The 18,610-nt window shown below is 64.8% G+C and carries 16 protein-coding genes; 3 read left to right on the top strand and 13 right to left on the bottom strand.

Annotation, left to right across the window (positions count from 1 at the left end):
- The first annotated feature begins 226 nt into the window (after window positions 1–226).
- Window positions 227–487 carry a 30S ribosomal protein S20 gene (rpsT, locus tag CXQ89_RS10500; protein WP_104054078.1) on the top strand — a complete coding sequence of 87 codons (261 nt, stop codon included), beginning with the start codon at window positions 227–229 and terminating at the stop codon, window positions 485–487.
- 116 nt (window positions 488–603) lie between these two features.
- Here the strand turns inward: rpsT and holA are convergent, their stop codons facing one another.
- From holA to CXQ89_RS10520, 4 genes are all read right to left on the bottom strand, one after another.
- Window positions 604–1,641 (bottom strand): DNA polymerase III subunit delta, encoded by a 1,038-nt coding sequence (gene holA / locus CXQ89_RS10505; protein ID WP_372434130.1) that lies wholly within the window; start codon window positions 1,639–1,641, stop codon window positions 604–606.
- A gap of 108 nt (window positions 1,642–1,749) precedes the next feature.
- Entirely contained in the window at window positions 1,750–4,530 is a 2,781-nt protein-coding gene (locus CXQ89_RS10510; protein WP_104161191.1) for a ComEC/Rec2 family competence protein, read from the bottom strand.
- Window positions 4,531–4,540: 10 nt separating this feature from the next.
- Entirely contained in the window at window positions 4,541–5,401 is an 861-nt protein-coding gene (locus CXQ89_RS10515; protein ID WP_104161192.1) for a helix-hairpin-helix domain-containing protein, read from the bottom strand.
- Window positions 5,402–5,513: 112 nt separating this feature from the next.
- The gene (locus tag CXQ89_RS10520; protein WP_258060030.1) at window positions 5,514–6,038 is read right to left on the bottom strand and encodes a hypothetical protein; all 525 of its coding nucleotides are present in this window, start codon (window positions 6,036–6,038) and stop codon (window positions 5,514–5,516) included.
- Between the two features lie 235 nt (window positions 6,039–6,273).
- Here CXQ89_RS10520 and CXQ89_RS10525 point away from each other — a divergent pair, with 235 nt between their 5' ends.
- Complete coding sequence (locus CXQ89_RS10525; protein WP_104161193.1) at window positions 6,274–6,768, top strand: hypothetical protein; 495 nt, start codon at window positions 6,274–6,276, stop codon at window positions 6,766–6,768.
- A gap of 14 nt (window positions 6,769–6,782) precedes the next feature.
- Here the strand turns inward: CXQ89_RS10525 and CXQ89_RS10530 are convergent, their stop codons facing one another.
- From CXQ89_RS10530 to CXQ89_RS10545, 4 genes are all read right to left on the bottom strand, one after another.
- The gene (locus CXQ89_RS10530; protein WP_146067226.1) at window positions 6,783–7,091 is read right to left on the bottom strand and encodes a hypothetical protein; all 309 of its coding nucleotides are present in this window, start codon (window positions 7,089–7,091) and stop codon (window positions 6,783–6,785) included.
- 80 nt (window positions 7,092–7,171) lie between these two features.
- Window positions 7,172–8,161, bottom strand: a complete 990-nt coding sequence (locus CXQ89_RS10535) for a DegV family protein (RefSeq protein WP_104161195.1) — start codon at window positions 8,159–8,161, stop codon at window positions 7,172–7,174.
- A 45-nt stretch (window positions 8,162–8,206) separates the two neighbouring features.
- The gene (gene leuS, locus CXQ89_RS10540) at window positions 8,207–10,705 is read right to left on the bottom strand and encodes a leucine--tRNA ligase (RefSeq protein ID WP_374952979.1); all 2,499 of its coding nucleotides are present in this window, start codon (window positions 10,703–10,705) and stop codon (window positions 8,207–8,209) included.
- Between the two features lie 231 nt (window positions 10,706–10,936).
- Window positions 10,937–11,470 carry a GNAT family N-acetyltransferase gene (locus CXQ89_RS10545; RefSeq protein WP_181032292.1) on the bottom strand — a complete coding sequence of 178 codons (534 nt, stop codon included), beginning with the start codon at window positions 11,468–11,470 and terminating at the stop codon, window positions 10,937–10,939.
- A 145-nt stretch (window positions 11,471–11,615) separates the two neighbouring features.
- Between CXQ89_RS10545 and CXQ89_RS10550 the strand changes: the two genes are divergently transcribed.
- Window positions 11,616–12,674: an RNA polymerase sigma factor gene (locus CXQ89_RS10550; RefSeq protein WP_181032293.1), complete on the top strand. Its 1,059-nt coding sequence runs from the start codon at window positions 11,616–11,618 to the stop codon at window positions 12,672–12,674.
- Here CXQ89_RS10550 and CXQ89_RS10555 read toward each other — a convergent pair.
- The 5 genes from CXQ89_RS10555 to CXQ89_RS10575 all read right to left on the bottom strand — a co-directional run bounded on the left by CXQ89_RS10555 (window position 12,671) and on the right by CXQ89_RS10575 (window position 18,468).
- Window positions 12,671–13,645, bottom strand: coding sequence for an SDR family oxidoreductase (locus CXQ89_RS10555; RefSeq protein ID WP_104161198.1), 975 nt, complete (start codon window positions 13,643–13,645; stop codon window positions 12,671–12,673). The genes CXQ89_RS10550 and CXQ89_RS10555 overlap by 4 nt on opposite strands.
- Window positions 13,642–14,574 (bottom strand): bile acid:sodium symporter family protein, encoded by a 933-nt coding sequence (locus CXQ89_RS10560; RefSeq protein WP_104161199.1) that lies wholly within the window; start codon window positions 14,572–14,574, stop codon window positions 13,642–13,644. Before CXQ89_RS10560 ends, CXQ89_RS10555 begins: the two co-directional genes overlap by 4 nt.
- On the bottom strand, window positions 14,574–15,941 hold the full coding sequence (locus tag CXQ89_RS10565) for an NAD(P)/FAD-dependent oxidoreductase (RefSeq protein ID WP_258060031.1): 1,368 nt from the start codon (window positions 15,939–15,941) through the stop codon (window positions 14,574–14,576). The genes CXQ89_RS10560 and CXQ89_RS10565 overlap by 1 nt, the downstream gene beginning before the upstream one ends.
- Window positions 15,942–16,144: 203 nt before the next feature.
- Window positions 16,145–17,665, bottom strand: a complete 1,521-nt coding sequence (gene glpK / locus CXQ89_RS10570; RefSeq protein ID WP_104161200.1) for a glycerol kinase GlpK — start codon at window positions 17,663–17,665, stop codon at window positions 16,145–16,147.
- Window positions 17,666–17,730: 65 nt separating this feature from the next.
- Complete coding sequence (locus CXQ89_RS10575) at window positions 17,731–18,468, bottom strand: MIP/aquaporin family protein (RefSeq protein ID WP_104054802.1); 738 nt, start codon at window positions 18,466–18,468, stop codon at window positions 17,731–17,733.
- Window positions 18,469–18,610: the final 142 nt, after the last annotated feature.

Genomic DNA, 18,610 nt, shown 5'->3' on the forward strand with positions numbered 1-18,610 from the left:
CCGCTGAGCCGGGCCTCGCACCGGGGGAAAGCCCCGCCGTCGGCCGCTTGTCCCGGCCAATGGGCCTTCGGGCCCAAGTTCTGCTAACATTTATTGCTGTGTGTCCGCGCAGGTCGACGGGCACTTCAGTTCAGGCGCCATTACGGTATCCCCACGCCGCTCAGTCAATGTCTGGGCTGAAATTCCCTCACCGACCAAGTCCGCAATACAAAGAGAGTTTATATAAGTGGCCAATATTAAGTCCCAGAAGAAGCGCATCCTCACCAACGAGAAGGCGCGCATGCGTAACAACTCGGTGAAGTCCGAGCTGAAGACCGCAATCCGCTCCGTTGACGCTGCCCTGAAGGCCAGCGACAAGGATGCAGCAGTCGCAGCAGTGGCCACTGCCAGCCGCAAGCTGGACAAGGCTGTCAGCAAGGGTGTTATCCACAAGAACAATGCTGCCAACCGCAAGTCGGCCATCTCCAAGAAGGTCAACGCGCTCTAAGGCGTTGTTCTTGCATTAGTCTTATCGGTCTGGCCGGTCCCTTCGGGGGCCGGCCAGACTGCTTTAAGCGGCGGGCCTTAGCCAGTGGCAGGGGTCCCGGCTTTCGCCGGGGCCGGTCAGCGTCCGGCGGCAGCGAGCGAGATGACTGTCACGGCGTGTTCGACGGCGTATACGGGATCGCGTCCGGCCCCCTTGACCTGTGCATCAGCTTCAGCCAGCACCTGAACGGCTTTGATGAGGGATTCCTGCGACCAGTGCTGGGCGTCGCGCCGCGCCTGGTCCACCTGCCACGGCGCCATGCCCAGTTCCTTCGCCATGGACGCCGAGGAGCCGCGCAGGTTCGCCACCTTGGCCACGGCCCGCACCTTCATGGCCAGCGCGCCCACCAGGGGAACGGGATCGACGCCGGTATCCAGGGCGTGGCGCAGCATGGACAGTGCCTGTCCCCCGCGTCCGGCCAGCGCTGCATCGGCCACCTTGAAGGCGGTGGCCTCCACCCGGCCGCCGTAGTACTTCTCCACGAGTTCTTCGCTGATCTCGCCGGATGCGTCGTTGATCAACTGCCGGCAGGCTGCCGCCAGATCCGCCAGTTTGGAGCCCACTGCGGCAACCAGGGCGCGGGAGGCTGCCGGGTCGATCCGACGTCGGGCGGCTTTGAATTCCTGGGCCACAAAGTCCAGCTTCTCGGCGTCCTTCTTGAACGGCTGGCACTCCACCACTGGAGCTCCGGCGGCCTTGACCGCATCCAGGAGCTTCTTGCCGCGGTTGCCGCCCCCGTGGCTGAGCACCAGCACCGTGTCGGGTGCGGTGTCCGTGAGATACGCGAGCGTGTCGGTCAGGAACTCATCGTTCATGGCGGCAAGATTCGAGGCCTCGATGAGTTTGGCCTCACCGAAGAGCGACGGGCTTGAATGCAGCATCAGTTCGCCGGCGGCATAGGTTGCCGCGTCCAGGCGAACGATTTCCGTGTCCGGCTGGTCCTGGCGCAGGGTAGCGCGGATCCGCTCCATGGCGCGGCCGGCCAGATAATCTTCCGGGCCGCTGAGCAGTACCACCGGGGCGGGTTCCACCTCACGCCAGGAGACAATCTTTCCCGCGGACTTGCCGGTGGACTTCGCGGCACTGCGCTTACTGGACGGAACGGCCGGATTCACAGTGAACAAACTCCTGGGATGGGAACAAGCGGAAATGACGTTTGGGAACACTCCAACATTACCTGCCAGCTCCCGCCGGCACCTTTAGGGCTGAGTCGCTGCAACGACTCAACGCCCGTCCACGCGATCCCATGTCAACGACGATCCGTCCGTCTCCAGACTGATGGAGCCAAGTTCATCTGTTCGCACGACGGCGGTTCCGGACCGTTGCAGAACTTCCAAAATTTCCGCTGCCGGATGACCGTACTCATTGTCGGCGCCAACGGAGATCAGGGCCAGGCGCGGATTCAGTTCCTCGATCAGCCCGGTACCGCCGTTGCGGGCTCCGTGGTGGGGCACTTTCAGGACATCCACTCCGGCGTCGCGCAGCCAGGCATGCCGGGACAGCAGGGCACCGGACGCATCCTCCTCAATATCCCCGGTAAGCAGCATTGTGAAACCGTGTCCCTCCGGCACGTCCCGTCCAGGTTCCACCGTCGGCCCCACTGTCATCAGGATCACGGAGCTCGCGTCGTTTTCACTAGCCTGTCTACCCCGGGCGGGTGGCCACAGCACTTCCCATTCCACGGCGCCGGCTTGAGAGGTCATGCCCTCGGTCATCCGGGTCAGTTCGGCTCCGGAGTCTGAGAGCAGTGTCCGCAGGGGTTCGGGAAGATCCGCTTCAGCCGTCGAATAGGCGACGTGGTTCACCTCCCTGCCCCGCAGCACACCTTCGGCTCCTCCGTAGTGGTCCAAATGGGCATGGGACAGGATGAAAAGGTCCACGGTTTCCACCTGCAACCGCTTCAAGCAGTTATCCATGGAATCCGGATCGGGTCCGGCGTCGATCACCACGGCACGATGTGCTGCCGTCCTCACGACCAGTCCGTCGCCCTGACCCACATCACAGGCAGCGGCCATCCATCCAGTGGGCGCAGGTCCTGGGCGCAGCTGGGTCCAAACGGCGGCAGCGCCGGCTGGTAGTAGCAACAGTGCTGCAGCGAGAGCCAGGTGTCGGCGTGGCCGCACAGGTCCAGAGCGGACCGGTGCAGAGCGGGCCGATGCAGAGCGGGCCGATGCAGAGCGGGCCGACTGCATTGACTCCGGCGACGGCCCAAAGCGCCACAGGAGCCAGACACCGGTGCCGGCAGCCAGCACCATCAGGATCACGCCCGCAACGCCGGATGGCCACGGCACCAGTGAACCGGGAAGCCCGTCGAAGAAGCGGGCCATGCCTGCCGTCCAAGCCGCACCTGCACCGGAAATCAGCACGAACGGTCCGGCCGCAACCGGTACCGTGGCCGCTACAACGGCAGCCAGCATTCCGACCACAGTCACCAGCGGCACGACGGGCGCCACGGCTACATTCGCAGGCAGGGAAAACGCCGGAACCTGCGGCTGCAGGAGCACCAGGACCGGTGAACAGAAAAACTGTGCCGCCATCGGCACGGCCAGGGCGGCTGCCAGCGGCCAGGGAAGCCGTCTGGCCAATAGTTCCGTCAGCCGCGGACCCAACAGGATCAACCCGGATGTTGCCAGCACCGAGAGGATGAAGGCGTAGCTTCCGCTGAGCCAGGGATCCACCGCCAGCAGGACCGTAATGGAAAGGCAGAGCAGAGCTGCCGGCAGCTTTCCCCGTCCGGACAAGACGGCGATGGTCCCCAGGCTACCCATGACCGCAGCTCTCAGGACACTGGCATCCGGGCGTACCACCAGCACGAAGCCCAGCAGCGCCGCTACTCCGGCCGCGGCGGCCCAGCCCCGCGGCAGTCTGACAGCCCGCGCCATCAGGAAGACGAACGCCAATAAGTAACCGCAGTTGGCTCCTGAAACAGCTGTTATGTGAGTGAGTCCGGTGTTTTTCATGGCTGTTTCCAGCGCGTCGTCCAGCGTGCTGCGGTCCCCCAGGACCATCCCGGGCAAGAGACCTGCTGCGTCCCTGCCCGTAAGCCCGGCGTGTTCAGCCGCCGCAGCTGAGAAGGTTCGGCGTATACGTGCCGTTTCGCCGTACCACCCGCCGGCGGCTTCCACCTCAGGCTGGCCGTTTGCGTACAGCAGGGCCACTGAACGCTCACCGGGATCCGTGGCCTGCAGCGATCCGGCCGCAGCGAAGTGGTCTCCGAGCTGAATGTCCGAGTAGCCGCTGCCGCCGATCACCAAGACTGTTGCGGCAGCGGAGAACCTCTGACCGTCGCTGGTGGCCTGCTGAAGTACTGCCTCGGTAATGTACCGGGAATCGCCGCTGAAGCGATCGGCCGCCACGGCCCGGGCATCCGTGGACGCACGAAACTCGCCCGTGACCGTCCTGCCTTCAGAAATGGCTGAAGCGATTGGCCCGGCCGTCCGTTCCGCGGTCAGGGTGCCGGCGCCAACGCAGACCAGTGCTGCAGCAGCGGCGGGAACGGCAACAGCCCGGACAAATATCCCGCTGCGGCTTCCTGTCCGCCGCAGCACCGGAACCAGGACCAGAAGCACGATCGATACCAGAGCCAGCACCGCCCCGAGCACTCTTGCTTCATGGCCAGGGAGGCGCACTGCGAGGAACGCCCCCGCCCATGCCGCGGCGGCTACCGGCACCAGCCGGAACTCCAGCAGGGGATGGATTCGTGCATCAGCAGGCCTTTCCGGCACCAGGGCACGAATCCGCTGGACAACCCTGCTGACACTGGGACGGAAGTGGCCGCGCGAAACCACCGCAGGAACCCGAGGTGCCTCAGGGCGCCACGGACCGGGAGGCTCCGGTGGATCCGTGCCGTGAGGCTGGACGTCCCCCCGAAGCGCGGCGGCCGTGTACCGGTGCCAGCCGCTGACCCGAACCCTCCGGCCCTCGTGGAAACCATCCACGCCCTGCACCCGGACCACGTCGTCACTGGACTTTGGCGCATCGGCGGAGCCTTTGCCATCCATCATGAAGCCGCTGTCAGACGGTAATGAGCGGCAGCAGAGCGGCCATCATGGCTTCACCAATGCCGGGAACCGCATCCAGATCCTCAGGCCGGGAGAAGCTGCCGTGCTCCTCGCGCCAATCAATGATCCGCTGTGCAATCACGGGTCCAACCCGGGGCAGGGAATCAAGTTCCTGCAATGAGGCGGAGTTGATGTTGATCAAAGCTCCTGAATTGTTTGCTCCCCCGGTGCCGCCTGGCCCGCCGGCACCGGTTCCGCCGGCGCCCTGCCCGCTTTCCGGCGCACCCGCCCCACCCATGCCCGACGCCGGCGGCGGAGTTCCCGCGTTTTCTCCAATGCGGGGAACAACCACCATCATTCCGTCCTGCAGTGGAGCCGCCAGGTTCACCGCGGCAAGATCGGCGTCGGTTGCCGTTCCTCCCGCGGCATCCACTGCGTCACCGGCCCGGCTGCCGGAGGGAACCTGCACCACGCCCGGACGGACCACGGCTCCGGCCACATGGACAATCAGGACCGAGGGTGGCGCAGCAGGATCCGAAGTGCCTGGTGGGGTGGTCCTTGACCCCGGACCGCCGTCGGTCCGGTCAGCGACACTACCGTCCGTGCCGTGTCCCCCGGCAACACCTGGCCCTTCTGGCTCAGGGCCTTCATCGCTTCCCGACTCAGGATGCGCGGTGGAGTCCGCTCCTCCCTCAGCCAGCTCGACGCTGCCGACCTCCACATTTGTTCCACCGCCACGAAGCACGGTGACGCCTGCCGTGAGGCCGATCAGCAGACAGACGGCAAGGACAGCACCGCGCAAGGACATGAGCCAGCGCCGCCGGGGCGTTCGCGTTGCGGTGGAGGATGCCGTGTCCCAGCGGTGTTCTGCCATACCGCCCAAGCTAGAGCGGCGCCGGAACCTGCCGATGAAAGAGTCCGGGATGTGTGTAGAACAAGGGCTGTTCCGTCACATCCGAACTCCCTGTGCAGGGACATCAGGCGGGCTACCGCAGGTCCGTCGCTGAGGGAGATTCCGAAATCGGAGCATCAACAGGGACGGGCCAGCGACCCGTGGCCTGGCGATAATCAATGGCCTGCAACAGGGGCCTCAGATCGTAGGCGCTGATGTTCATGCTGAGCTTCACTCCGTGAACGGACCTCACGTCCAGGAATTGCTGACCTCTCAAAGGAGCCACGCTGTAATGCACGATCTCCCGGTAGCGAATGACCTGCTCGTTACCGAGCACACTGCGGAAAACCACCTCATAGGGTCCAGTCACGATGTAGAAATTGCGGTACATGGCGATGAAACCGATTCCACCGGCAACAATCGCCGCCGAAGCGATTCGGGCACCGAGCGGGCCTTCGGGCCAGGTAAAGGCCCATATCCCCATAAGAAGCCCCACTACAACAAACAGCCACCCTATAAAGGCAATGAACTTAGGCATCCTCACCCGCTCCGGATAATCCTTGGCCCGGTTGGGGTACCTCCGCGCCCACCAGGCAAGTGCTGCAATTGCCAGGGTCATGGCTATGTTGAGAGCGGCCTCCAGGGACATCCTTGATCTGCCTATCGTTCGTGTGTCCGGGGAGCGGGAGCATTTCCACCCCGGATGATGCTTGAAATAATCTACCGCCTATTGCACCAGCGGCCACTGTTCGCTTGCTGTCTGTCCAAGGAGCGGCCCGGTAAGATTGACGGTGCGCATTACCCGATCTCCGGGCCTGCGTACGCCCCCACCCCTATCCAGGAGCCCGAACCCGTTGAATAAGAAGTCCCTCCAGACCGACGGGTTCACCGGATTCCGGTCCGTGAACACCCTGGACATCAATCGGATCCCGCAGCGGCAGGGACTCTTCGCTGTTGTGAGGCCGCAGGGCTTTGAACCACGGTTCCTCCGCACAAGCACGGCCGGCGTCTTCAAAAAGAAAAACCCTTCTCTGCCCAAGGACAAGCTCGCCGCTGAATGGGTGCCGGAAGCGGACATACTGTTTATTGGAAAAGCCAGCCCCGGCAGCAAGGGCAACCGCGGGCTCCGGCGCCAGATCTCTGAATTTGTGGACTTCGGAAACGGCTTGCCGCCGGGACACTGGGACGGCCGGCTGATCTGGCAGCTGGCGGACTCGGAAGACCTTCTCCTGGCATGGAAGGAGCTGCCGGCTGAACAGCTCAATCCGGCGCTGGCGGCATACCACGCGCAGTTCCTGCAGGCTTACGGCAAACTGCCGTTCGCAAATCTTGTCCAGGCCCGCGTCTGAGGCACAGATACCCTTCAGGCACCAAAATCGTCGGACGGCTGGTGCCGCCCTGATGGAGCGGCATTGACCTTCGCGGCATCAATGTGGCGCATCACCAATGCCGCGGAGATCAAAGCAGCCGAAAAAGTGAGACAAACTTGGGGGGCGTGTAAATATACTTGGGTCAAAACCACGAAGAACCCGTTCTCACCGTTGAAGTTGAGCGCACCGAAGTTCCGAATGAACGGGTCAGTGAGCACCAGTACGAGAAGGCCGACCGCGCCCAGGATGATTCCTATGCGCAATGTTCGCCGATACAGACTCGATGTCTCTGTTCCCGCCACTTTTCCTCCAGGGAATGCATTTGGTCCAACCAGTGCTTCACCTAAACATAGGACGGCGGCGGGAGCAACCACGTGTAGGCCTAGCTGCTTCCGGGTCCGGCCTCCGGCCCGGAAACCTGCACCTGCGGTGCCGCTCCGGAATCACCGGAGACCGCCACGGCCAGCACCCCCAGTCCGGCATGGGCTGCCAGCACGGCGGGCAGCGAGCAGATCATCAGTTCGACGTCGGGGGCGGCCTCCGCGATGGTTCCGGCCAGACGCTCGGCCTCCACTTCATTGCCGAAGTGATGCACGGCCACCCGCACCCGGCCGGTGCGGGCGGTGATGTTTTGCCGGACCAGTTCGGTGAGCCGGGCCAGCGCACGGGGCGCGGACCGCACCCGTTCCAGCGGAACCACCTTGCCCTCACGCACCACCAGGATGGGTTTGACCGCAAACAGGGTGCCGAACCAGCCGGCGGCGGCGCTGATCCTGCCGCCGCGGCGCAGCTGCTCCAGGCTGGGAACGTAGAAAAGTATGCTGGCGGACTTCGCCGCTGCGCGTGCCGCATCGGCCACGGCCGCCGCTGTTCCGCCGTCGCGCGCCGTTTCCGCAGCGGCGGCGACGGCGAAACCCACGCCCATCGCCACACTGGCCGTGTCGATGACGGTCACGGGAACGGCAGCGGTCCGGGCCGCCAGTCGGGCGGAATCCACGGTTCCGGACAATTCGCCGGAGAGATGCAGCGAGACAATCGACGAACAGCCCGCCGCAGCCAGCTCTGCATAGGCGGCCTCGAACTGCCCCGGAGCGGGACGGGAGGTCCGCACGTCGGACCCCTGAGCCAGAGCCAGCGCGAGGGCGCCGATCATGCGGTCGGTGCCCTCGCTGTAAATCTGGTCGCCGATCATGACCGGCATGGACACCACGCGCACCAGGTCGGTGACCTCGGCGGACTGAGCCCAGCTTTCCGGCAGCGCAGCGGCGGAGTCTGTGACCACGCCGACCCGGGGTGCGGGGGCGGTCCCGGTTTCCCGAAGCCGCCCCCGTTTAGCGCGCGCGGACAGCTTGTCCAGCCAGTCCACGTTCATAGGTCCCCGAATCAGCGTGCACGGTGTTCTGTCGTGAGGGCCAGCCTACGCCGGAACGATGTTCACGAGTTTCGGAGCGCGCACGATCACGGTGCGGATGCCGCGGCCGTCGAGCGTTTTCTGCACGGCGTCCGAGGCCAGCGCCAGTTCGCGCAGATCCTCCTCGCTGATGTCGGCGGGCACCTCCAGGCGGTCGCGGACCTTGCCCTGCACCTGGACGACGGCGGTGACCGTGTCCTGGACCAGCAGGGTTTCGTCCACGGCCGGCCAGCCGGCGTTCGCCACGGAGGCCGGACGGCCCAGCAGTGCCCACAGGTCCTCGGCGGTGTACGGGGCGAACAGGCTCAGGATGATCGCCACGGTCTCGGCGGCTTCGCGGACGGCCGGGTCCGCTCCGCCGACGCCGGAGTCGATCGCCTTGCGGGTGGCGTTGACCAGTTCCATGGTCCGGGCCACCACCACGTTGAACTTGTTGTTCTCCAGCAGTTCGGCCGCATCGGCAACCGTTCGGTGCGTCAGCGCGCGCAGCTTCTTGTCGCCCTTGGCGAAGTCGACGCCGGGTTCGCTGGTGACACCCTGGCCCAGGCGCCAGGCGCGGGCCAGGAACTTCGCGGAGCCCGACGGCGAAACGTCCGCCCAGTCGACGTCGTCCTCCGGCGGGGAAGCGAAGATCATGGTCAGGCGCACCGCGTCCACGCCGTACTTGTCCAGCTGCTGGCCCAGGTCCACGCCGTTGCCCAGCGACTTGGACATAGCCTTGCCGCCGTTCAGGACCTGGCCCTGGTTCAGCAGCGAGCTGAACGGTTCGCTGGCTTCCAGCAGGCCCATGTCATGGACCACCTTGGTGAAGAAGCGCGCGTACAGCAGGTGCAGGATGGCGTGCTCCACGCCGCCCACGTACTGGCCGACCGGCATCCAGTTCTTCGCGGCCTCCGGATCGAACGGTCCGTCGGTGTAGTGCGGGGAAACAAAGCGCATGAAGTACCAGGAGGAGTCCACGAAGGTGTCCATGGTGTCGGTGTCGCGCTTGGCCGGGCCGTCGCAGTTGGGGCAGGAGACGTTGACCCAGTCCTCGGCGGAAGCCAGCGGAGACGTGCCCTTGGGTGCCAGCGCCTCGCCCTTCAGCCCGGTGGGCAGAGTGACGGGCAGCTGGTCATCGGGAACCGGAACCTCGCCGCACTTCTCGCAGTGGATGATCGGGATGGGCGTGCCCCAGAAGCGCTGGCGGGACAGCAGCCAGTCGCGCAGGCGGAAGTTCACGAACTTCTCGCCGGTGCCCTGTTCCTCGAGCATTTCAATGGCGGCGGGAATGGCTTCGGACTTCGGCAGGCCGTCCAGCTTGCCGGAGTTGATGAGGGTGCCTTCGCCGGTGGTGGCGATGCCGGTCTCTGCCGGATCCTCTTCGCCGGTGTCCAGGACAGCCTTGACCGGCAGGTCAAAGGTCTTGGCGAAGTCCAGGTCGCGCTGGTCATGCGCGGGCACGGCCATGATGGCGCCGGTGCCGTAGTCGGCCAGCACGTAGTCGGCGGCCCAGACGGGCAGCTTCTCACCGTTGAGCGGGTTAATGGCGTAGCGGCCGGTGAAGACGCCGGTCTTGGTGCGCTCGGTGGACTGGCGCTCGATGTCCGAGAGGGCCTTGACCTGCTCGCGGTAATCCAGCAGGGCGTCCATGTTCTCGTCGGTGGTCAGCTCAACTGCCAGCGGAGCGTCGGCTGCGACGACAAAGAACGTCGCTCCGGCCAGGGTGTCCGGGCGGGTGGTGAAGACGGTGACCTGCTCGGCCGGCTTGTCGCCGTCGGCCTCGATGGTGAACCGGACATGCGCGCCTTCGGAACGGCCGATCCAGTTTTTCTGCATGGCCAGCACACGCTCGGGCCAGTGGCCCTTGAGCTGCTCCATGTCATCCAGCAGCCGGTCGGCGTAGTCGGTGATCTTGAAGTACCACTGGTTCAGCGACTTCTTGGTGACCTGGGTGCCGCAGCGCTCACAGGCTCCGTTGACAACCTGCTCGTTGGCCAGCACGGTCTGGTCCTTCGGGCACCAGTTGACCGGGGAGTTCTTGCGGTAGGCCAGGCCCCGCTCGTAGAAACGCTTGAACAGCCACTGCGTCCAGCGGTAGTACTCAGGGTCCGAGGTCTGGAGCCGGCGCGACCAGTCCACACTGATGGCGTAGCGCTTGAACGACGCGGCCTGCGTGTCGATGTTGCGGTAGGTCCAGTCGCTGGGGTGCGCGTTGTTCTTGATCGCGGCGTTCTCTGCAGGCAGGCCGAAGGAGTCCCAGCCGATCGGGTGCAGCACGTCGTAGCCGAGCTGGCGCCAGTAGCGCGCGACGACGTCGCCCATGGCAAACGCTTCGGCGTGGCCCATGTGCAGGTCACCGGAGGGGTACGGGAACATGTCCAGGACATAGCGGCGTTCCTTGGAACCGTCGTCGGCGGGCTGAAAGACACCCAGCTCGTCCCAGACCGCCGGCCACTTCTGCTCAATGTCCGCAAAACTGTATACGGCCTCTTCAGACTCATCCGTCTGTGACTGCGTACTCACTGTTGTCGCCTCTGTCCTCAAAGAAATCCTGTTGATCCGCGGTTGCCGGTCCGTGCCGGTCCCGCCGCTTAAACTCAAGTTTCGTCACGCTCTCCCCCAGACACACAAAAGCCCCTCGGCAGGCAAGGGGCTGGGCCGCGCACGGACGGTGCGCGGCTACCTAAGAAGGAGGAAAGCGTTCATCTTTCCACTTTACAACAGCCGCCTCTTTGCGGCAGCCGCGCCACAGCCTTATGACGGACTGATCGCATACAGCAGCGAATCCTCCCACTTGCCGCGGATCAGCTTGTGCGCGGACAGGCGGGCTTCCAGCACCATTCCGGTTTTCTCCAGCACCCGGGACGAAGCGGCGTTGCCCGGCCGGCAGGTGGCGCGGATGCGGTCCAGCCCCAGCACTGTAAAACCAAAGTGCACGACGGCGGACGCGGCCTCGGTCGCGTAGCCGCAGCCCCAGCGGTCTGCGGCGATGACATAGCCAACCTCGCCGGTGCCGGCGTTGTCCAGTGTCAGCCCCACGGAGCCGAACGGCCCGCTCCCCGGTCCTTCACCGCCGTCGGGCGCGGTCACCGCAAAGGTGTGGGCCCGCCGCGGATCCTGCTGCCCCTCCGCCCGACACGCTGCGAGGAAGTCGCGGCTGTCCTGCAGGGTATTGGGGCCCCATTCAACGTATTCGGTCAGCCGCCGGTCGGACGCAAAGCCGTGCACAGCCGACAAATCCGCCTCCCGGTAAGGGCGCAGGAGCAGGCGGGGCGTGTGCAGTTCCATCCGGCGATTCTGCCGCATTCGGGATAGTTTTCACGGTTTCCGTATCTTTTTGGCGTGCCCGTGCGTCTACCGGGCAAGGACATGGCGCAGTGTCATGCTTTTGATCAGGCACCGCCGACGGCGGGGAAAACGAGGGGAAATGTCAATGGCACTTGAGGCGGGAACGGCAGCGGTACGCAATGTCCGCACAGCAGCGGAGACACCGGCTTTGGCTGATAATCGAAATGATTTGCGCCGCGCCCGCCGTGATTTCCTGCTGGCGCTGGAGCCTGTGAGGGGCTCCGTGTACGCATACTGCCGCAGCTTGACCCCCACGGTATGGGATGCGGAGGATTTGCTGCAGGAAACACTGACCAAAGCCCTGGCGGAAGCCTCGCAGCGGCACGAACCCATCCTCAATACTGAGGCGTGGCTGGTTCGGATTGCCACGAACACCTGGATAGATTCACTGCGCCGCAGCAGCCGGGTGGCTCTGGAGTGGACCGATTCCGCCCCTGAACTCCCGGACGAGACCGCTCCTGATCCCCTGGCAAACCTGGACGTAGAGTCTGCCCTCCGTCAGTTGCTGCACCTCCTGCCCCCGCGGGAGCGGGCATGCGTGGTCCTCAAGGATGTGTTCTCCTATTCCCTGGCCGAGATCGCCGGCATGCTGGAGACAACTCCGGGCGCCGTGAAGTCTGCCCTGCACCGCGGGCGCACCACCCTCCAGGCAACCCGCAGCGGTTCGGATTTGGGCGCATCTTCTTCCGTAAATCCGGGGACTGAAACCGGCGCCGTGCAGCCGGCGGAACACGCACTGCTGCTGCGCCGGCTGGCGGAGGCCTTCAACGCCTATGACATTGATGCCATGGTGGACCTCTTCCTGGCGGGCGGGCGGTCCGAGGTCATCGGCAATGTCAGCGAAACCGGACACGAACAGATCCGCACCGGGTCCATGACCCACACGTTCGGCGCGGACGCCGCCGAACTTTACCGGGCAACTGTCCATCACTTCGGCGGTGAGGACATCATCCTGCTGTGGGAGCGGCCGAAGGAAACGCCGGAGGCTCCCGGGGTGGTGGCGGATGTCCTGCGCGTGCGCGCTGCCCACGGTGCGCCGCTCATCGCGGAACTGAAGTGGTACTTCTTCTGCCCCGAGGTTCTGGCCGAGGTGGCCGGCGGGCTGGGGCTGCCGTTCAAGACCAACGGGGTGAGCTACTTCTAGCCTGCCGTCACGTCCGCCGCAGCAGCCTCCCTCGCGGCCCGGAACTCCAGAAAGGCCTCCCTGCTGGTGCGCGAGGGCGTAAAGCCGAACTCATTCTTGAGTGCCGTATTGTCCAAAACCGGCCGGTAGCGCAGGAAACGGAGCTGTTCCGGTCCGTGCACGGTCAGCTTCAGCTTGTGTCCCAGCCACAGCCCGGCGGCCAGCAACGGGGCCGGCACGCTGATGGTCCGCTTTCCCATGAGCGAAGCAATCTCGCGGACCGTCAGCGCGCCGTCGCCTGCCACGTTGTAGATCCCGCTGCGGCCGGTGAGGACGGCCTGCACCATGGCGTCAGCGACGTCCTCGTCCCAGATGAAGACAAACGGCGAGTCGCTGCCGGCCACCCGCAGCAGCCGGGGCGCATCAAACAGGGCGGTGATCTGGTTTTGTACCCGCTCCCCCAGGATGGTGCCGATCCGGAAGATGGTCTGTTTTAGTTCGGGATGATCGCTGCGGAGCCGGGCCAGCTCTTCTTCCACCAGACGTTTGTGCCGGGAATAGGCGAACTCGTCATTGCCGCGCAGCGGATGCCCTTCGCTGAGCCAGGGTGCGTTGTCCGCGTGGTAACCGTAGGCAGCCCCCGAGGAGGAGATGACCACATGCTGAACCCCGGCGGAGATACAGGCCGCCAGGACATTCCGGGATCCCACCACGTCCACCTGGAACTCCTGTTCCCTGCTGGTGTCCCTGCCCGGGTTCACGATGGCCGCCAGATGAACCACGGTGTCGATGCGGTGAGCCTTCAGCAGCCGGCCGACGTCCGGCGAGCAGACATCGGCCAGCGCGTACTCGACGCCCTCGAGCCGGCGCTCTGCGGCGGGTTCGCGGATGTCCAGGCTCAGGATGGAGCTGATCCCGGGGTCCGCTGCGAGCCGGGCAACGACGGCGCTGCCCAGGAATCCATTGCCGCCGGTTACGCAGACCCGGTTCACAGTGAAGCCTCCCGGGGTTCCCCTGCAGCGGCACGCCGGGCATCCCGCCGCCTCCACCACGCGGCCAGCAGCAGTCCGGCCAGGATGTCCCAGATTCCCCACCACGCTGCGACCATGGCCATGCCGCCCAGGCCGGAGAAAAACGTCAGGGTCAGCCCGAGTCCCAGCCCGGTGTTGCGGGCACCCACCTCAAAGGTGACGGCCCGCCGGCTGGCTTCATCCAGCCGGACGGCCGCGGCACTGAAGTAGCCCACCGCCAGCGCAATGGCGTCATGCAGCAGCACCACCAGGAAGATAGTGCCCAGATGTTCGCGCAGCGGGCCCAGATTGCTCGCCGTCCCGGCAACGATAAAGGCCAGGAGTGCTACCAGCCCGATCCGCTGCACCCAGGGCCGGAGCCGGTTAATGATTCCCGGAAAGCGGCGGGCCAGGGGCATACCCACGGCAAAGGGAACTCCGATAATCAGCAGCACCTGAATCAGCATCCCGCCGCGGTCCAGGGAGAAGTCGCGCATCAGCGAGGCCGTGGAGGGGCTCAGCGCCGCCCAGAAGGCCACGTTCAGGGGCATCACGATGATGGCCACGAGGTTGGACACCGCTGTCATGGACGCTGAGAGCGCGACGTCGCCGTGTGCCCGGTGGGTGAGGACGTTGGAAATTCCGCCCGGCGGACAGCAGGCCACCAGGATCATTCCAAGCGCAATGGAGGCCGGGACCTGCAGGGCCAGAGCTATGCCAACCGTTACCGCCGGCAGCAGCAGATACTGTGCCGCGATGCCCAGCACCACCGCTTTCGGGCTGCGTAGCACGGTGCGGAAGTCCGAGGGCCGGACCTCCAGTGCGATCCCGAGGATGATGACGGCCAGGACCACGTTCAGGGTCACCAGCGAGCCGGGAGAAAAGTTCAGCACGACGTCGTCGATGGGCATCAGCGCCGCGCCTCCGCCAGTGCGGGCTCAGAAACGCCGGAAGCGGCGGCCGGGCCGGCAAGCCGGGCCAGATGGGCCGCGAGCTCTGCCCGGTAAGCGTCTTTGTTGACGTAGTGGCTCCCCCGGTCAGTACCGTGGTAGCGGTAGCCGCCGGTGACGTCCGGTGAGGGGCCGTTGATGGTGCTGCGGAAGGCCCCTGCAATCTCGGGCGCGTCCCGCTGCGCAGCGAGATACGCAGCCACCAGCTCGGCCTGGCGGTACCGGCCCTCCCAGCCGAGGCCGGAAGCTTCCACCATGCCCACCACCATCAGGTTTTTCGCCTCGCGGCTGAAGATGTTGAGATAAAGATCCGGGGACGGCCCGTTCCCTCCCAGCAGCTCCGGCCGCAGGAACGGATAATCCAACACGTAGCCGGTGGCCAGCAGAATGAGGTCATAGTCCCCGGCACTGCCGTCACGGAAATGCACGGTGCTGCCCTCGAAGCGGCTGATATCCGCCTTCACCTGCAGGTCGCCATGGCCCAGATGGTGCAGGATCAGCGAGTTGACCACAGGATGCGACTCATAGATTCGATGGTCCGGCGCCGGAAAGCCAAAGCGGTGTGGGTCGCCGGTAAACATGCGCAGCAGCCGTTTGTCGATGAATTGCTTCAACGGCCGCGGCAGGGGTTTGCCCTGGTTGAGGGTGTCGGTGGGTCGGCCAAACACGTATTTCGGCACAAAGTAATAGCCGCGGCGCACGCTGATGTCCACCGAGGCTGCGTGGTGCACGGCGTCCACCGCTATGTCGCAGCCGCTGTTTCCGGCACCCACGATCAGCACGCGTTTTCCGGCAAGATCGGTGGCCTTCTTGTACTGTGCCGAGTGGCGGATCTCGCCGGAGAAGTTGCCGGGAAACCGGGGAATGGCCGGGGTGTGCAGGGTGCCGGTGGCGACGATGACGGCACTGAACCTGCCGCTGCCGGCACCCTGCCCGTCCTGCCAGGTCAGCTGCCACCCGTCGTCGGTCGTTACCGCGTCCGTTATCCGGGTGGAGAAGCGGATGTGGCGGTACAGGCCGAAAGTTTCCGCGTACCCGCTGAAATATTTCCGCAAATGGCTGTGGCCGGGATAGTCCGGCGTGCCGGCCGGCATCGGATACTCCGCAAAAGCGGTAGTGGACTTCGAAGAAATGAGATGTGCCGACTCGTAGACCGTGCTCGCCGGGTTATCAATGTTCCACAGCCCGCCCACATCGGTGAACTGCTCAAAGCCGACAAAATCCAGCCCCCGGCGTGAGAGCGCCCGCATGGCGGCCAGTCCGCTCGGCCCGGATCCGATGACAGCGACCGGCAATGCCCCGTCCCCTGCTGTTGTGGAAAATTCCAATACCCGCGCCTGCTTTCGTGACCTGCATCACCTTTGATGCTGCTGGAACGCTACCGAAGTGTTCACAGTGGGTCAAACCGCCTCACCGGCCGGCTGCAGATCCCTTGAGGCATGAAAAGGGCCCCGGCGTTTGCCCGCCGGGGCCCAATCCTCACTTGTCGTCTTCAGACGTCCAGGTGCCGTCCGAAGAGGCCGAGTGCTGGTTACAGCACGTCGTCGTCAACCCAGTCGAAGGTCCGCGTGACGGCCTTGGACCACAGTCGCATCTGACGCTGGCGTTCGCTGTCTTCCATCTGGGGAGTCCAGCGCTTGTCTTCGGCCCACTTGGTCTCGAGCTCGTCGGTGTCGTTCCAGTAGCCCACTGCCAGGCCTGCCGCGTAAGCAGCACCCAGGGCTGTCGTCTCCACGATCTTGGGGCGAACCACGTCCACGCCGAGGATGTCGGCCTGGAACTGCATGAGTGCCTCGTTGGCCACCATGCCGCCGTCCACGCGCAGTTCGGTGAGCGGAACGCCGGAGTCGGCGTTGACGGCGTCGAGCACCTCGCGCGTCTGGAAAGCCGTGGCTTCCAAGGCCGCACGGGCGATGTGGTTCTTGTTCACGAAGCGGGTCAGCCCGACAATCGCGCCGCGCGCGTCGGAGCGCCAGTGCGGAGCGAAGAGTCCGGAGAAGGCCGGAACAATGTAGACGCCGCCGTTATCGGTGACCTCGTTGGCCAGGCGCTCAATCTCCGGGGCGCTCTGGATCATGCCCAGGTTGTCGCGCAGCCACTGAACCAGTGACCCGGTGACCGCAATGGAGCCTTCCAGTGCGTACACCGGCTTGGAATCGCCGATCTGGTAGGCCACGGTGGTGATCAGGCCGTTCTCGGAACGGACAATTTCCTCACCGGTGTTGAAGATGAGGAAGCAGCCGGTGCCGTAGGTGTTCTTGGCAGCACCCTGGCCAAAGGCGGCCTGGCCGAACGTGGCGGCCTGCTGGTCGCCGAGGATGCCGGCAACCGGGGTTTCGCGCAGCAGCTGCGAGGTGTGGACGGTGCCGTAGACCTCGGAAGAGGACTTGATCTCCGGCATCATCGACAGCGGAACACCGAAGTCCTTGAGAATGTCTTCGTTCCAGGTCAGGCTGTCCAGGTTCATGAACAGCGTGCGCGAGGCGTTGGTGACGTCGGTGATGTGCACGCCGCCGTCGGTTCCGCCGGTAAGGTTCCAGACAATCCAGGAGTCGGTGTTGCCGAAGAGCAGGTCGCCGGCTTCGGCACGTTCCCGTGCACCCTCAACGTTGTCCAGGATCCACTTGATCTTGGTGCCCGAGAAGTACGTGGCCAGCGGCAGGCCAACGCGGTCCTTGTACCGGTCCAGGCCGCCGTCCTTGGCCAGCTCGTTCACCGTTGGCTGCGTGCGGGTGTCCTGCCAGACAATGGCGTTGTAGACCGGCTTGCCTGTGGTCTTGTCCCAGACCACGGCCGTTTCGCGCTGGTTGGTAATGCCGACGGCGGCGATGTCGTGCCGCGTCAGGTTCGCCTTGGACAGTGCGGTACCGACGACTTCGCGGACGTTGGTCCAGATTTCCTCGGGATCATGCTCCACCCAGCCGGCGCGGGGGAAGATCTGCTCGTGTTCCTTCTGGCCGGTAGAGACAATGTTGCCGTCATGGTCAAAAACGATCGCACGGCTGCTGGTGGTGCCCTGGTCAATCGCAATGATGTAACTCTGGTCAGGCATGTTTCGCTCCTTTTACAGGGGGACGTACAGGGATGCGGCGGGAACAGTCCGCCCGGGGGAAAGCCTTAGACAACAGGCATCGGAATGCCGTTGAAGACAATGCCGGCCAGCGACCCGCCGATGATGGGCCCGACAACCGGCACCCATGCGTAAGCCCAGTCGCTCTTGCCCTTGTTGGGAATGGGCAGCAGCGCGTGGACGATGCGGGGGCCGAGGTCACGCGCAGGGTTGATGGCATAGCCGGTGGGGCCGCCAAGCGAAGCACCGATGGCAACCACCAGGAGACCCACGGCCAGCGGGCCGAGCTCGTTGGGGGTTCCGCCGAAGGCGAGGATGACGAACACCAGCACGAACGTGCCGATAACTTCCGTCACGACGTTCCAGCCGTAGGAGCGGATGGTCGGGCCGGTGGAGAACACGCCCAGGATGTTCTCTGCATCGGGTTCGTCATCGAACTGTTTCTTGTACGCCAGCCAGGCCAGCACGGCACCCAGCATTGCGCCAAGCAGCTGCGCGACCAGGTAGACCATCACGGAGGCAAAGCTGGTCTCCACTCCGGGTGCCAGGTCTGAACCGTTGAAAAGCAGACCCATCGTCACTGCCGGGTTCAGATGCGCGCCTGATTGAACCGCCACGAACACACCCGCAAACACACCGAGGCCCCAGCCGAAGTTGACCATGAGGGTCCCTCCGCCATTGCCCTTCGTCTTGCGCAGGGCCACGTTCGCGACCACACCACAACCAAGCAGGATTAGCATTGCCGTTCCCGCAAACTCACTGAGGAATACCTCACCGAGAGTCACCATTGACTTCTCCATCCTTCGAATTTTCTCGAACCAGCCGATTGCCCGCTGGCCTGTCTCAACTGTGCCATGACTCCCTCCCCGGGTGGACCCACAGCCGGCGGCAGTGCCGCCGTCGCATTTGCGAATTATTGCTGTTCTG

Origin of the sequence: Arthrobacter sp. ZGTC212, assembly GCF_002929255.1 — a bacterium.
In the GTDB taxonomy this organism is placed as follows: Bacteria; Actinomycetota; Actinomycetes; order Actinomycetales; family Micrococcaceae; genus Arthrobacter_B; species Arthrobacter_B sunyaminii.